We start from the raw sequence: 15,478 nt of genomic DNA, 5'->3' as shown, positions 1-15,478 counted from the left end.
CTTTTACCACAAATTACCACTTTTTACCACCAAAAAGTTTTCAACATTTTTGGTGACTTTTGACGCTATGCGGTAAATTTCAAAAGAGCGTTGAGCGGCTATTTAAAATCAGAATCAAGGCTTAAAATTTTGTAAATTTGATTCATAGTGGAAAAGCTGACGATCAATATCCCCGACAAAAAAACTCGCTGGTAAAACAAATCCTTATTGGGCTTGGTGTCACTATACAACAGGATTCCTCTACTAATACCATTGCCTACAAAGAAAAGCTGGCCCAAATTTCGACGTGGTCTGATGATGATTTGAAGTTTTTAGAAGAGGGTAAAATGCTTTCGAAAGCTTGAAACCGCAACAAGGAATCTTAGAAGACTAAACCAATGACAGTTTTACAAATTACGGTACCTAATGATAAAGAAAAGCTGGTGAGATTGCTTTTAAAGGAGTTGGGGGTTACGATAAAAAAAGTAAGCGTAAAATCATCTATTACTGAAAGTTTAAAAACCGCAGCAAAAGAGATGAAGGCAATAAAAGCAGGCAAATTGGAATCGATAGGTTTCGACGATTTGTTAAATGAATTATGAGATCAGCGATAAGCTGATAAGAATAGTGTTTCCCCGAATGAGACCAATAATTCTGGAAATATTCGATGCCTTTTAGATCAGAGGAATAGCTTAAAAAAATCAATTCGCGCGAAGACGCTGAGACGCAAAGTGATTTGCTTATTTTTCTTTGCTTCTTAGCGTCTTTGCGCGAAAAACTAACCTACTTACCTTCAAAAGCGATTCCGTGAACAGCAATCATTCGATATAATCGCCAAATGGTAATGTTACTCAGCCTTAAACAAACCATCAACCTCAATCTAAACCAATTCCAGCTTCCTGTAGGTTTTAGTTTTTTTACGGGTACGGTTAAGCCACATCATTACCCCTGTTACCGGGAATATAAGCGATAAAAGGCATACAACAAAACTGATAATTTTGGTAGGCAAGCCGTAAACCGAGCCGGTATGTACCGGTTTTACGTAAGCCCTTACCCGCTGGCCTAAACTTTTGGCGGCAAACAATTGCGCGCCGGCTATGCCACCGCTATACTGGTCAACGTAATAGGTATCGGCAGTGGTTTCAACTGCACCCTTGGGTAAAATGTTTATGCTGTAAACCGCCAATGAGTCTTTAGGTACGCGTACTGTATAATAATCTGCCAATGCGGTTTGTGCTGCTACGGCCTGCAATGCCGCATCTACCTTTAAAGCTTTGGCCCCGGCCTGGTATTTTGATTGCGGTGTTTTAGGCTGCTCTTTTACCAGCTTTGAACCCGTTATGGCAAACAATGCCTGGTTAGCCAGCTTAAACGTCATGATTAAACCTGTTAAAGCAATTACAATTAAAAATATCGAAGTGTAAAAGCCGGTAACCAGGTGCAAATCATGTACCAGCCGTTTGGTGCTACCGCCCCACTTTATTTTTAACCGCTGCTTCATAACGTTTTTGGTTTTAGGCCACCACAGTATTACCCCGGTTATTAATATAAACAGGAAAAGCAATGTCGAGATTGATACCACCCAATCGCCCAGGCTATCCTTGCCTGCCAGCAAAAACCGGTGAAACATCTCGGCCGAGTACAAAAACGATTGCCTGCGGCTGTATTGCCCTGTTACCTGGCCGGTGTAGGGGTTTACAAACACACTTAAATTTGCCCGGTCGGCCTCTTTAGTTTTTTTATCCTTATCGCCCTGTGCTGCTGCGGGCCTGCCTTTTTCGGCTTGGGCAGCACTCCCTTTTTTACCTTTCTTTTCGGGTACAATTAAGCCAATCTCAACCGTTCTGGCAGCATCATTATAAACCATTGCCGAGGCCAGCTTTGCTTTGGGTACCTGTTTAAGGGCGGCATTAATCATTTGCTCCAGCGGTACCCGTGTAGCTGCGGCGCGCACATAATAAAGTTTGGGGTGCAGGGTATGCTCAATTTCTTTTTCAAAAACCAGCATAGTACCCGTGAGGCATGAGCAAAAAATGACAATGCCTGCCGCAAGGCTCAAATAAAGATGTATGGTACGGAAAAATACTTTCATGGCTTACATTACAAAACCGGGTATACTAAAGCATATCCCGGTTTGTTCATTAATTATGTATTAGGGTATTAAAAGCTATAACTCACAGTAGTTAAAAACTGCCTTGGCGCTATAGGGTTAATACTATAATTTTCGTGCACATTGTAGTTAAGCACATTCCCTATGTTGGAGATTTTACCAATAATAGAAACCTTTTTATAGGTGTAACCAACCGAGGCATCAACCGTGGTAAAACCCGGTACATTAACCAGCCTTGATATAGTTTGGGTTTGCCCAACCGTGTTGGCGTTACCGGCGGTGCGGTTACCCAGGTAATACACGGAAGCCCCTACTTTAAAGCCTTTCAAATCGCCGTTATAAAAATTATAGAAGGCGCTGGCATTGGCGGTGTGCTTAGGTACGTTAATTAAAGGCTGACCGGCTATATTACTACCAACCGATGTTGATGTTTTTGAATAACGTGCGTTGGTGTAGCTGTAACCCGCCATTAAATCAAGCTCTTTAACGGGGTGGCCCGCAATATCAAGTTCAACACCATCGCTTTTGGTTTGGCCAACAAGCTCTTTAATATTGGTGTTAATGTTTACCGTGGTACTATCGGCCAAAAATGGCGCTGTTTGGGCAAGGTTATTATTGATGATACGGTATGCCGTTACATTTACCGATAAATTGCCATTCAGGAAATCGTTTTTAACACCCGCCTCGTACTGATCTACCAATGATGGCGAAAGTGGTTTATTATTAACATCTACCCCCGTGTTGGTGATAAACGAGTTGGAGTAGCTTGCAAATAACGCCGTATTGGCCACCGGCTTATAAACTATGCCAACGCGGGGCGAAAATGCCTTATCCTCTTTACCTGCTGCCTGGGCGGTTAAAGCAGGCAAGTAATAATTGGTTACCTGTGTTGGCGCTATGTACTGGTACGACCAGCGGATACCAGCCAACACTTTAACTTTATCTGATATGCTTATCAAATCATTAAAGTAAGCTCCAAAGCGGTTGGTTTTTGTAAGGATGCTGTAAAAAGGGTTCATCTGCGGCTTATCTGTACGCAGCTTGTATTTATTTACATTAAAAATATTGATGGTATCGTAAACGGCAGATTTTAATGATGTGCCATTATCCCAATAGCTTGATACCTTATTAATGGTGGCCACATAGGTATAAGCCGTGTTGTTGTACCTGTCGGCATCAACCCCTGCCAAAATATTATGCTTTATGGCACCTGTGTTAAACTGTCCGGTTACATTAAACTGGCCGGTGTAATAGTCTTCCAATGTTTTGGCACGGTTAAGGGTACGGCCCCAGTCGCCGGTTGCATCCGGCAACACACGCTCGGTTGTTTGGTATTGCCTGTTAAAATGCTGATAATTTAAGCCACCGCTTATTTGCCACAAGCTGTTAATTTGGTGATTAATGGTAACCGTACCTGTTGACTGTTTGGTATTACCGGTAGACCATGAAGCACCCAGGTAGCGGTTGCGCGGCACATTAGCTATTACGTTGTTTATTTGCCCGGTTCCAAAATCGGGTGTAAAATCGTAGTTCAGGTAATCGCCCTCTACAATAACAGTTGTTTTGTCGCTTATTTTATACAGGAACGATGGGTTAATATACTCCCTTTCGGATTTTACATTATCGCGAAAGCTGTTTGCTTTTTCGTAAGTACCGTTTAAGCGGTAAGCCAGTTTTGAGGTGATAGGCCCGTAAACATCAAACGAGGGGCGGTACAAATCATAGCTGCCATATGTCATGGATACTTTTCCGCCTGCTTCAAATAATGGCTTTTTAGTTACCATGTTTAAAATACCGCCGGGTGCTACGTTGCCATATAATAAAGCCGCGCTGCCTTTTAAAATTTCTATACGGTCAAGCGAGCTCACTTCAGGCACAACACCCGAGTTTACACGGAAACCATTTTTAAACATATTGGTGCTCGAAAAATTGTAGCCACGGGACCCAAAGGTTTCCTGGGTATTGCCGCGGGCGCTATACAGGTAAACACCATTAACATTCCTGATTACATCGCTTAACCTGATAGATTGCTGCTGGGCAAGCGTATTGCTGCTGATAACCGTAACACTCTGCGGCAAATCCATAGGCGCTACATTCATTTTACCTATAGTAAGCTTTTTGCTATTAATAGTTTTTGTAGACGAAATAAGCACCTCATCAAGCTGTGCCGAGGTTTCGCTTAAAGTAAACGTAACCTGTGTAGTTTGATTGGCAACTACCGTAACCGTTTGCTGCTCGGCTTTAGTGCCCATAAAGCTGGTAACTAAAGTATATACACCAGGCTTAAGATTAACAAAGGTAAATGAACCATCATCAATGGTACTGGTACTTTTGTTTAAGCCTTTGATAGCTACTGTAACATATGATGCCGGTTTACCATCGGTGGTTTTTACAAAGCCATTTATTTTACCGCTATTGCCATCATCATCGGCTTTAAGGGTTAAAATATTTATAAATACGAAAAGAAAGAGGAGCGTAAATTTTTGCAGGTAGTTCTGTAGAGGATTCAACATTCTATTTAGATTAAGTCTAATTAAGCGCAAAAATAACAACTCAATTTTAATTCACAACTTTTATTTAGAATTAGTTTAAATAAGATAGAAAGTGTTAATGAATAACTATTTCGTTACAAGATTGTACAGAGCAACCATCTGCATATATTAGCATGTATAAACCTCCCCCAAATGAAAAAGCTTGTCGCCACCCTGTTACTCATGCCATTGTTTATAAACTGTTTAAAGGCGCAGCCGGGTAAAACCGAGATAACTAAATGGCAATACGGCCGCAATGGCGCGGTATCTATCACCTGGGACGATGGCTCCGTTAACCAATTTAAGGTTGCACTGCCTATTTTAAACAGGCTGGGGATTAAAAGCACGTTTTTTATTATCACCGGGCAAATACCCGGTTCGCAATACCAGGCAAAATTTATTGGGCGGCCTTTGAAACAGATAATTGCTGAAACCGCCACAACACTTACCAACAAGGATAATTTTTACGAGCGTGCATCGGCAGCGGGGCACCTGGGATTGATTGGTACGCTTGACTATCATTATAAAGCGGGTTCACTAATTGACGATAATAAACCCGACGCGGCCTATAAGGTGATAGATGAACTATACAGTAAAGTGCGCCAAGGTGATTTTAAACCTGGTATGGAACATAATACCGAGTACAACGACGCGCATGGCACAACCTGGGCACAAATTAAACAATACGCGGCCCAGGGACACGAATTTGCCAGTCACATGGTTACCCATCCGCGCCTGGCCGCGCTCGACGAGCCCAATATGCTTTATGAGATGGAGAAAAGCCGGCTGGATATTTTGCATAAGCTTGGCCTGCGGTACACTTTTAGCGCCGAAGGGCCTTTTGGCACCGAAAACGAGCGGGCGGTATCGTACCTAAGCAGGGTTTACCCGGCCCTACGCAACCGCATGCCCGAACCCTGGCTGAAAGAGATTAGCCGCGGTAATAAAGATACGCCGGGCAATACGGGGAAAGCGTATGTGCAGTACCAACGTGGCGCTACTACCAAAACACCGCTGCCTATGATGAAAGCCTGGGTTGATACCACCATGAACAGGAACGATACATGGCTGGTACTTACCCACCATGGTGTGCAGGGCATTGGCTGGGAGGCTTTGCCGGCTACCGAGCTGGATGAATATTTTACCTACATCAAAAACCACGAAGACAAGCTTTGGATTGCCACCTTTGGCGATGTTACTAAATACATGCGCGAACGCCAAAGTGCAAACCTTACCACCGGTATGCAAAATGGCAAGCTGGTAATTAAAGTAAGCCACCCGCTTGATAAGCGTTTTTATAATATCCCGCTAACCCTTAAAACCTGTTTACCTGCCGGGTGGAAAAATGTCCGAATTACCCAAAATGGCAAAGTGGTTGATGCCAGGTTGGTGCATGATAAAGAAAGCGATTATGTGCTTTACCAGGTTAAAATCAATACACCTGCGATTATAACAAAACTATAAACCAGGTAAAAGCAATCGAGAATTATCCGTTATCCAATGCTCTTAATCGAAAACTATTGTATCAGGCCCCGAAACTCTGCTGACGTGACATGCACATCCGCCGGCAATTTTTACGATGGCTGTTTTAGTTTGATGGGTTGACGGATTTGTTGCAGTAATTTGTACATTATCGCCACCGGTAGAAAACTTATTGATAATATTATCATTGGCAATGGTTTTATATGCCGGCGAGAACCCCGGATCAATAACACCTGGAGCCACTATCACAGAGTCGGAACGCAAATTTTTAGCCACGAAATTTTCAACATTTACCCCGTCTCCATTTTTATTGGCAAAGTGTACCCCAACACTTACAAACTGCTGCGTACAAACACCAATAGTGCAGGCAGGCTGCTGATGTTTCTTGTTACAGGCTGTAAAAGTAAAAGAGGCAATAAGTAGCAGTAATAATATTCTCCTGATCATGATATTAGTTTTTATACCATTACGATCTGCGGAACCAAAGCGCTACAAGTTTTGCAACTCGCCGGAAACTAATTGCAGAACATCCTTTTCGCCCAACGCTATTTACCTATGCCTTAATTTGTTTAGCTAAAGCTAAATGCAGGGTATAATTTATTCTATCACCCTAACCTTCAAAAAGCTCGGCTCATCTTTAGATGTATAAACTTTGTGGGTTGCCTTTTTAAAGTCGGTATCCTTAGCTTTCATAATATCCTGGAATTGCTGGGTATTACGGTCAATAAGCGGGAACCAGCTGCTTTGTACCTGCACCATCAGGCGGTGGCCTTTTTTAAAGGTGTGCAGCACATCCTGTAATTCGAAATTAACAGGGGTTACTTTGCCTGGTACAAAAGGCTCAGGCTTATCAAAGCCATTGCGGAATTTGCCACGCATGGCCTCGCTGCGTACCATTTGCTGGTAACCGCCCAGGTATACGTCCTTGCCGGTAAACTTGTCGTTTTTGGTCGAATCGGGATATACGTCAATAACTTTAACTATCCAATCGGCATCTGTACCGGTAGTTGATACCTTAAGGTTGGCCCAAATGTTGCCTGCAAGGGTTACATCTTTGTCAAGCACATCGGTTTCATAAGTCAGCACATCCGGGCGTTGCGATGCAAAACGCTGGTCGGCGGTCATGTACTCGCGTTTCATGTCGTTCTCAATCGTACTGATAAATGGTACCGGTTTGTTGGGATCTGATACAAACTCGTCATAGCTATCGCCTGCCGCGGGTGCATCAAATGAAAGTCTACCGCCGGGCAGCAGGTATAGGCTTTTATCAACGGCTTCCGTTGGCGGCCAGGTTTTATAAGTTTTCCATTGGTTTACGCCCGTTTCAAAAGTCGAAACCGGTTCCAGGTTAAGGTCGGTACCTTTTAAGTAATGGCTAAAAAAAGCGAATTCAATTTTTTCGCGGTAAAACGGGCCTGTAGGGCCTCCAAAACCTATGTCGCCTAAATGATCGCCGTCGCCACGGGCCCAGCCGCCATGCACCCAGGGGCCCATGGTAAAGTAAACCTGGGTTTTAGGATTTTCCTTAACCAGTGTTTTGTATGTGTTGATAGCACCGTACAAATCTTCGGCATCATACCAGCCGCCGGTAACCAGTACCGCGGTTTTTATATCGTGCAGGTGGTAAAGTACATTCCGATCCTTCCAATGCTGATCATAGTTGGGATGATCAAGCATTTCATTCCATAAACGGATAGTGTCTTTATAGTATTTATCGTTGGAGTTTTTTACCGATCCCATCCTCATAAAAAAGGCATAACCATCATTTGTGCCGGCATTAAAGCCGTTGCCGCGGCGTTGTGTGGGCTTATCATCCTGGCGGTTAGTAAAAAACGGGTAAAAGCCAAAGTTGGCGGTAAGCATAAAAGCGCCGTTATGAAAAGCATCATCGCGGTACAAATCGGCCATTGGCGCCTGCGGCGATGCTGCTACCAATGCCGGGTGACGGCTTAACAATGCAGCCGTTGTATAAAACCCGGGGTAAGAAATACCCCAGACGCCTACTTTCCCGTTGTTGTTTTTAATGTTTTTCAGCAACCAGTCAATAGTATCATAGGTGTCAGTGCCTTCGTCTACATCGTTTTTTGTTTTGTGCACTTCCTTTTCGGGAGTCATCTCTTCAAAAATGCCCTCACTCATCCATCGGCCGCGAGCGTCCTGGTAAACAAAAATATACCCGTCGTGCACAAATAACGACGACGGACCAAGGGCGCCCTTGTAGGCATCAACACCATAAGGCGCTACGCTGTAGGGTGTTCTATCCATCATGATGGGGTATTTTTTGGTTTGATCTTTTGGTACATATACCGATGTAAACAGCTTTTTACCATCGCGCATGGGCACATTATACTCGTACTTAGTGTAATTGGCTTTTATATAATCTGCATCGAGGCCTTTTGGCTGGGCCTGCAACCAAATGGTCGAAAAAACAAAGCATAAAGCGATGAGGAGCGTTTTTTTCATATGATGTTAGTAATTCCCTAAAATAGTCGAATAAAATAAATTGGGCAAACCGGCAGTCCGGCATTTTATAAAATGCGTGTCTTTGTTACAAAAGATCGTGCATTTTTTTCAAATTAAACCACCGAGATAATATATATTAATTAAAATATATATTTTTATAAACAATAAGCAATACCTGTAGGCAATTTTGTCTGGCAAATTGTCCCTTTGTTATAAACCAATAACCTGAAGTATAAATTCCCCGGTTATACACAGGCGACCTAATAAGATAAATTAAATTGATGTTTCACCAATTCCCGGCAGTACAAAGTGGGGAACAAGACCTTTATATACCTATTTATTCATCATTTAAAACAACACTATGAGAACAACTTTTAATGTATCCTTAACCAAAAACCTATCAGTTTTATTTGGTTCGCTTATGCTGATGACAGCCGCCTGTAAAAAAGACCAGGCACCCACGCCAGCGGGATCGCCGAATTCAAATGGCACTTCAAAACTTGGTACCAATGCCATCGGTGTAACCGGGCCAAAGGGTGTTTGTTATGTAGAGGTAAATAATAATGATATTCGTAACGTGGGCAACTATTACCTGTCAACCGGGCAGCAGTTGTTTGATATCGCCATCATTTTTGCGGCCAATATCAACTACGACACCACTACTCAAAAAGCCGAGCTGTTTTTTAATACCCAGGTAACCAATGTACTCAGTAACAAAGCAGCTTATATACAACCGTTGCAGACCAAGGGCATTAAAGTTTTACTATCCATTTTAGGCAATCACCAGGGAGCGGGCATCTGCAACTTTCCAGACCAGGCTTCGGCACAGGCATATGCCCAATTATTAAGCAATGCCGTAACAACCTATGGCCTGGATGGAATTGACTTTGATGACGAATATGCCGATTATGGCACCAACAACACCGGGCAGCCAAATTCAAGTTCGTTTGTTTACCTGGTAACTGCCTTACGCCAGCTAATGCCTAATAAAATCATTTCGTTTTACGATTACGGCCCGGCAGCATCTCGTCTAAGCTTCAATGGCGTAACCGTCGGGTCGAAAGTTGACTATAGCTGGAATGCCATTTATGGCACCTACTCGGTACCCAACGTGCCCGGCCTTGCTGCTGCTAACCTTGGGCCCGCGGCCATTGACATTCAAAGCACCAGCGCATCAACGGCGGCATCATTGGCTACTCAAACTGTAAATAATAATTATGGTATTTACTTGTATTACAACCTGCCAAACGCCGATACGCATACTTATTTAACCAGCGTATCTAACGCGCTTTATGGCAAGGCTACCACCTTTAATACCGGAACTCCTGCCGCTGGCGTTAATTTTTACCAGGATATTAATTACGCCGGTACAGCAACAGGCGCCATCCCTAAAGGCAATTATACTTTAGCTCAATTACAGGCTTACGGCTTTGTAAACGATTGGGCATCGTCTATAAAAGTACCATCGGGATGGACGGTTACGATGTATAGCAATGATAATTTTGCCGGTACATCATGGACAATTACTGCCAATACCACCAACTTTACAACCTTATCGCCAAATGCCAATGATGTAGTATCATCGGTTAAGATAAACTAAAAACAAACCGGGGCTTTTCCTTACAGAAAAGCCCCGGTTTGTTTTCAGCTACCTAAATATAGCTCATCAAAAAGTAATCTCCCGGTTTACCTTCGCCACGTTCCTGAATTTGCCAGCCCTGCGACCTGTAAAATGCCAAAGCATTTTCGTTACGGGTTAAACACTTCAGCGTAACAGGTTTGTGAAGCATTGTAACCGCAGCATTCAGCAACATTTTCCCAACACCTTTTTTGCTATAAGCAGGATGAACAAACAGGTGGTGTATGAAATTATCGGGCAACCATAGTGATATAAAACCAATTACCGCGCCTTCATAATCGGCAACCAAGATTTTTTCTCCTTCGGTATCCCTGTCAAAATCATCCAGGCTATATCCAGATGTATCAAACCAATTGAATGTTTGCTTACGGCTTACGAGATAAATATCCCGCAGGGAATGACAATCTTCTTCTTTAAAATATCGGACATGCATGCCAGGCATCTCTTTTTAAAATACAAAAAGTCCGGTCTTTTTACAGATCGAACTTTTCATTTTATACTTTTTAGTTATTATTCGTTGATAGCTTTTACGCCCGGCAACTCTTTACCTTCCATATATTCCAGCAATGCGCCACCGCCGGTTGATACATAGCTAACTTCATCAGTCAGGTTAAACTTAGCAACCGCAGCTGCCGAATCGCCACCGCCAATCAGTGAAAATGCGCCGTTTTCGGTTGCTTTAACCACTGCCTCGGCAATAGCTTTGGTACCCACCAAAAATGTTTCCATTTCAAATACCCCCATCGGGCCATTCCATAAAATGGTTTTTGATTCTTCAACCACCTTGCTGAATAATTTTACCGTTTCGGGGCCAATATCCAATCCCATCCAGTTATCCGGAATTTCGCCGGTTTTGGCAACACCAGTTTTAGCGTCGTTTGAGAAAGCGTCGGCAATAACGTTATCTACCGGCAGGTAAAGATTTACTCCTTTATCTTTAGCTTTTTGTCGTAGGCTGATAGCAAGATCAAGTTTATCAGCCTCTACCAACGAGGTACCGATATTACCGCCATCTGCCTTGGCAAAGGTATAAGCCATACCGCCACCAATAATTAGATTATCTACTTTATCCAATAGTTTTTCAATTAACTGAATCTTGTCAGATACCTTAGATCCACCCATGATAGCCGTAAAAGGTTTCGTGGCGCCATTCAGGATTTTTTCGGCGTTAGCCAATTCGCCTGCCATCAGGTAACCAAAATATTTGGCATCCGGAAAAAACTGAGCGATGATTGATGTTGAAGCATGTGCACGGTGAGCTGTACCAAAAGCGTCATTTACATATATATCGCCTAATTTTGAAAGCTTTTCGGCAAAGGCAACATCGCCTTTTTCTTCTTCTTTATAAAAACGAAGATTTTCTAACAGCAACACTTCGCCATTGCCCAGGTTTTTTGATTTTTCAACAGCTTCTTCACCAATGCAATCATTAGCAAACTGCACCTGCTGACCCAACAGGTCAGAAAGATGGGGCACTACGTGCACTAAAGAGTCTTTTTCGTTCGGACCATCTTTAGGCCTGCCCAGGTGCGACATGAGGATAACCCTGCCGCCATCTTTCAAAATCTTTTTTATAGTTGGCAATGCTGCCGTCATCCGGTTATCGTCGGTAATATTGAAATCTTTATCCAAAGGCACGTTAAAATCAACCCTGATAAGGGCTTTTTTGCCTGCAAAACTAATTTGATCTACGGTTTTCATATAATTATATGGGTCGTTTAATGGTAAGGCGCGCAAATTCAGCATTTTATTCTAAATTCTTAACTAAAAAAGTAAAAAGCTGTTCAATTTTACCCAATATTTCACATTAACTTAACGTACATCACAAAATGCGGTCCTATTCCTGGCACTTCAAACTCGGCCGAAACAATCTCGAAACCAGTATTGTGGTAAAATGGCACAGCTTTTTTGCGGGCATTGCACCAAACATAATTTGCCTTTTGGCCGCGCAGATAAGTAAGCGCAAAATTAACTAACTGGTTTCCCAACCCCTGCCCTCTGTATTTTTCAATTGTAGCCATTCCCCTTAACTGGTAGCCAACTCCAGCAAATTCGCCATAATTTTGAGGGTGGAAAGATACGATGCAAGCCAATTCATCGCCTTTATAGTACCCCAAATGAAAAGCCCCTGCTATTTTATCGGTAGGAAACCGACATTCATTTGGTGTAAGGCGCCCTTCGCGCAATATTTCATTCCGAATAGGTAACAGCGCTTCTACCTCAATAAATTTTATCATATTCAACAGTTTGGGTAATTATTTTCCTATAGGTGAAGTTTTTAAAACCAGGCCGAAGTTTAAAACCTGCTTTTTACGATTTCTTTTTCCTATGGTTGTCATTATTTGAAAAAAAATATCTTTTTTATACAATTCCCCCCAACAAGGCATACTAATTGCAAGTACCAACACATAATTAGCCTTTAACTATGCATAAATATATCTTGCCACTATTTATAATTGCCATTTTATCAGGTTGTCACAAAATTAGTGACAATGCTCCTTCACCATCAACCGATGCTACAAGCCCATCTGGTTCGTATGCTGTTAAATTTGATATTGCTGTACAAAGCGTATCAACGGTAGTGAAACAGGATTCGCTTTATTTAACCTATCATGAAAAATTAACTTTTTTGCTTAACCCCGATGATTATAAAAATGCATCGGCATTTCACGTAAAAGAAGATTTTTCAAAAACAAACCTGAACGGTTATCAATATAAGATACTTAACGAAGACCACCTATATCGTTATAACTCTGTTGACGATAACTTGAATAACAACGTTCCTTTTTTAACAGCATCTACCGTTACAATATCTGGTGTTAAGTACACCAAACTAATATTGCAACGCGATTTTATATTTTACAAAGCTTATAAGCTACAGCAATTAGCTACCGAGGCACAAACCAATATTTTAAAAATAAGCACAGACCAGGTCAGCTTTTCTACCTGGTACTACCATGACAAAAAGAACAGCGACCTTGCAACTACAAATGCTATTTTAACTTATTCAAAAGCCGATTAACTAAATACTTTTGAATTGGGCAATTTTTTCTACCAGATCGGCAAGGCGACTGCTGTACCCCATTTCATTATCATACCAACCCACAACTTTTACCAGCCCTCCTACTATTGATGTAAGCTGGGCATCAAAAATACAGCTATGCGTATTATCCAATATATCTGTTGATACTATCGGATCGTTGGTGTATTCCAATACATTTTTCATCGGGCCATCGGCTGCATTTTTAAATGCAATGTTAATTTCCTCCACAGTAGGCTGCCCTTTCAAGCTACAGGTAAAATCTGTTAACGAGCCGTTAAGAACCGGCACCCTTATGCCGGCGCCTCCTAAATGACCGTCTAAGTGCGGAAATATAGCCGTTATTGCTTTGGCTGCGCCTGTAGTAGTTGGAATAATGGAGGCCGATGCCGCACGGGCACGCCTTAAGTCTTTATGTGGTGCGTCGTGTAAATTCTGGTCGCCTGTCATGGAGTGCACGGTGGTTATATAGCCATCAATGATGCCCCAGTTTTCGTCGAGTATTTTTACCATGGCTGCTACATTGTTGGTGGTGCATGAAGCATTTGATAATATAGGAGACGATAAATCAACCTCGCTATCATTAACAGCCAATACCACTGTTGGCACACTTTTACCTGTTGACGGCGCCGATATGACTACCTGCTTTGCGCCCGCGGTTAAATGCTTTTGCGCGCCCTCTTTTGAGGTAAATTTACCCGTCGATTCAATTACCAGATCGATATGCAGGCCTTTCCATGGTAATGCCAAAGGATCACTTTCGGCCAAAACTTTTATAGCTTTCCCATTAATATACAAATTGCTGCTATCAAAATGAACCTCGCCCTTAAAACCGCGGTGAACCGAATCATATTTAAATAGGTGGGCAAGGGTTTCAGTATCGGTAAGGTCATTAATAGCTACAACCTCTATACCAGGCCGGTTTATGATATTGCGTAAAAATATACGCCCGATACGGCCAAAACCATTTATAGCAATCCTCATCTCTTTGTGTTTTATAAAGGGCGCAAAGTTAATGAAGATGAATGGCTATTTATAGCGCCCCTCATTTAGTGACGCTAAAACTACTTTACAGCAGATTGCCGGGCGAGATGCTATTAAGCAAAAAAGTTACGAAGAGCAAAATGCTCACGTTCTTTTGATCGCAGGCTAAATGTTATAATCCAGTTGGCAATTATTGAAATTGCCAGGATAAGCACTATCAGCAAAGAATTACTCAGCCAGCCAAACATAAGTACCATAGCTATTGACAATAAATTTAGTGCCGATAAACACAACGTTGCTTGCAGGTGATTAAGTCCCAACCTTAAAATACGGTGATGAATATGGTTTCTGTCGGCCTCAAAAGGTGATTTGCCGCCTGCTATCCGCAAAGTAAATACTCTTAAAGTATCAAAAACAGGACCTATTAATATGGCAATGGTTAATGCCGGGGCACAGGCTATTGTGGGTACATTTATGCGCTCAATTTTTGTAACCTCAATAAATTTAACAGCCATTACCGCCGATATTAAGCCAATAAGTAATGCTCCGGTATCTCCCATAAATATTTTAGCAGGGGTAATATTATATTTTAAAAACCCAATAATAGCTCCTACCATAGCCAGCGAAACAGCCGCAAGCTCATATTGACTGATGTACATAAATAAAAAAGCAAAAGCGCTGTTAACTATAATACCAGTGGTTGCAGCCAAACCATCAATTCCATCAATTAAATTAAAAGAATTTACGATGAGCATAATGAGCAATATGGAGAATGCAGTGCTTGGTATGTATGGCAATTGGGTAATGCCAAACACCCCATACATACTGGTTATACGAATATCGCCAAGCACTACCAATATAAACGCAACCACAAACTGAATCAAAAACTTGGTACTTGAATTTACACCCGAAAGATCGTCTTTCAGGCCCATCGCAAAAAGGATGATGCATGAAATAAGCAGATAACTGATAGGGAGCGCTTTTTCAATTATGCTAAACAACAAGGTAGTTATGGTAAAACTTACAAAAATAGCCACACCACCCAAACGCGGAATACCATGATCATGCTGTTTCCTGAAATGGCCAACATCATCATACAAATGCCTTGAACGCGCCACATGTAAAATTGAGGGGATACATAACAGTGTGATCAATCCTGAAAACACAACTATCAAAACATCGTAAATAAGGTGTGACGAATGTAAAAGTTCAATCATTGTGTAGGGGCATTTTTGATTATTATTTTCATT

14 protein-coding genes are annotated in these 15,478 nt (G+C 42.1%); 5 read left to right on the top strand and 9 right to left on the bottom strand.

Annotated elements, in window-relative coordinates; genetic code table 11:
- The first annotated feature begins 137 nt into the window (after positions 1 to 137).
- Both FSB76_RS19155 and FSB76_RS19150 read left to right on the top strand, forming a co-directional pair.
- A complete protein-coding gene (locus FSB76_RS19155) occupies positions 138 to 344 on the top strand; it encodes a hypothetical protein (RefSeq protein ID WP_147056122.1) in 207 nt (68 codons plus the stop codon).
- A 33-nt stretch (positions 345 to 377) separates the two neighbouring features.
- On the top strand, positions 378 to 581 hold the full coding sequence (locus FSB76_RS19150) for a hypothetical protein (protein ID WP_147056120.1): 204 nt from the start codon (positions 378 to 380) through the stop codon (positions 579 to 581).
- Positions 582 to 859: 278 nt separating this feature from the next.
- Here FSB76_RS19150 and FSB76_RS19145 read toward each other — a convergent pair whose 3' ends face one another.
- On the bottom strand, positions 860 to 2,071 hold the full coding sequence (locus FSB76_RS19145) for a PepSY-associated TM helix domain-containing protein (protein WP_147056118.1): 1,212 nt from the start codon (positions 2,069 to 2,071) through the stop codon (positions 860 to 862).
- A 68-nt stretch (positions 2,072 to 2,139) separates the two neighbouring features.
- Positions 2,140 to 4,602, bottom strand: coding sequence for a TonB-dependent receptor (locus FSB76_RS19140; RefSeq protein WP_147056115.1), 2,463 nt, complete (start codon positions 4,600 to 4,602; stop codon positions 2,140 to 2,142).
- A 171-nt stretch (positions 4,603 to 4,773) separates the two neighbouring features.
- Here FSB76_RS19140 and FSB76_RS19135 point away from each other — a divergent pair, with 171 nt between their 5' ends.
- A complete protein-coding gene (locus FSB76_RS19135; RefSeq protein WP_147056113.1) occupies positions 4,774 to 6,084 on the top strand; it encodes a polysaccharide deacetylase family protein in 1,311 nt (436 codons plus the stop codon).
- Positions 6,085 to 6,126: 42 nt separating this feature from the next.
- Here FSB76_RS19135 and FSB76_RS19130 read toward each other — a convergent pair whose 3' ends face one another.
- Complete coding sequence (locus tag FSB76_RS19130; RefSeq protein ID WP_147056111.1) at positions 6,127 to 6,549, bottom strand: hypothetical protein; 423 nt, start codon at positions 6,547 to 6,549, stop codon at positions 6,127 to 6,129.
- Positions 6,550 to 6,699: 150 nt separating this feature from the next.
- A complete protein-coding gene (locus FSB76_RS19125) occupies positions 6,700 to 8,565 on the bottom strand; it encodes a CocE/NonD family hydrolase (RefSeq protein WP_147056109.1) in 1,866 nt (621 codons plus the stop codon).
- Between the two features lie 361 nt (positions 8,566 to 8,926).
- Between FSB76_RS19125 and FSB76_RS19120 the strand changes: the two genes are divergently transcribed.
- Entirely contained in the window at positions 8,927 to 10,165 is a 1,239-nt protein-coding gene (locus FSB76_RS19120; protein ID WP_225976249.1) for an endo-beta-N-acetylglucosaminidase H, read from the top strand.
- Between the two features lie 52 nt (positions 10,166 to 10,217).
- Here the strand turns inward: FSB76_RS19120 and FSB76_RS19115 are convergent, their stop codons facing one another.
- The 3 genes from FSB76_RS19115 to FSB76_RS19105 all read right to left on the bottom strand — a co-directional run bounded on the left by FSB76_RS19115 (position 10,218) and on the right by FSB76_RS19105 (position 12,441).
- On the bottom strand, positions 10,218 to 10,637 hold the full coding sequence (locus tag FSB76_RS19115) for a GNAT family N-acetyltransferase (protein ID WP_147056107.1): 420 nt from the start codon (positions 10,635 to 10,637) through the stop codon (positions 10,218 to 10,220).
- 77 nt (positions 10,638 to 10,714) lie between these two features.
- Positions 10,715 to 11,905, bottom strand: a complete 1,191-nt coding sequence (locus FSB76_RS19110) for a phosphoglycerate kinase (protein WP_147056105.1) — start codon at positions 11,903 to 11,905, stop codon at positions 10,715 to 10,717.
- A 101-nt stretch (positions 11,906 to 12,006) separates the two neighbouring features.
- Positions 12,007 to 12,441, bottom strand: a complete 435-nt coding sequence (locus FSB76_RS19105; RefSeq protein ID WP_147056103.1) for a GNAT family N-acetyltransferase — start codon at positions 12,439 to 12,441, stop codon at positions 12,007 to 12,009.
- Positions 12,442 to 12,629: 188 nt separating this feature from the next.
- Between FSB76_RS19105 and FSB76_RS19100 the strand changes: the two genes are divergently transcribed.
- Positions 12,630 to 13,226, top strand: a complete 597-nt coding sequence (locus FSB76_RS19100; RefSeq protein ID WP_147056101.1) for a hypothetical protein — start codon at positions 12,630 to 12,632, stop codon at positions 13,224 to 13,226.
- Here the strand turns inward: FSB76_RS19100 and gap are convergent, their stop codons facing one another.
- Both gap and FSB76_RS19090 read right to left on the bottom strand, forming a co-directional pair.
- A complete protein-coding gene (gene gap / locus FSB76_RS19095) occupies positions 13,227 to 14,228 on the bottom strand; it encodes a type I glyceraldehyde-3-phosphate dehydrogenase (protein WP_147056099.1) in 1,002 nt (333 codons plus the stop codon).
- Between the two features lie 113 nt (positions 14,229 to 14,341).
- On the bottom strand, positions 14,342 to 15,445 hold the full coding sequence (locus FSB76_RS19090; RefSeq protein ID WP_147056097.1) for an MraY family glycosyltransferase: 1,104 nt from the start codon (positions 15,443 to 15,445) through the stop codon (positions 14,342 to 14,344).
- Positions 15,446 to 15,478: the final 33 nt, after the last annotated feature.

This window comes from Mucilaginibacter ginsenosidivorax (assembly GCF_007971525.1).
Classification (GTDB): domain Bacteria; phylum Bacteroidota; class Bacteroidia; order Sphingobacteriales; family Sphingobacteriaceae; genus Mucilaginibacter; species Mucilaginibacter ginsenosidivorax.
The sequence above is the reverse complement of the archived record's forward strand: the minus strand, read 5'-3'. Positions and strand labels throughout refer to the sequence as shown.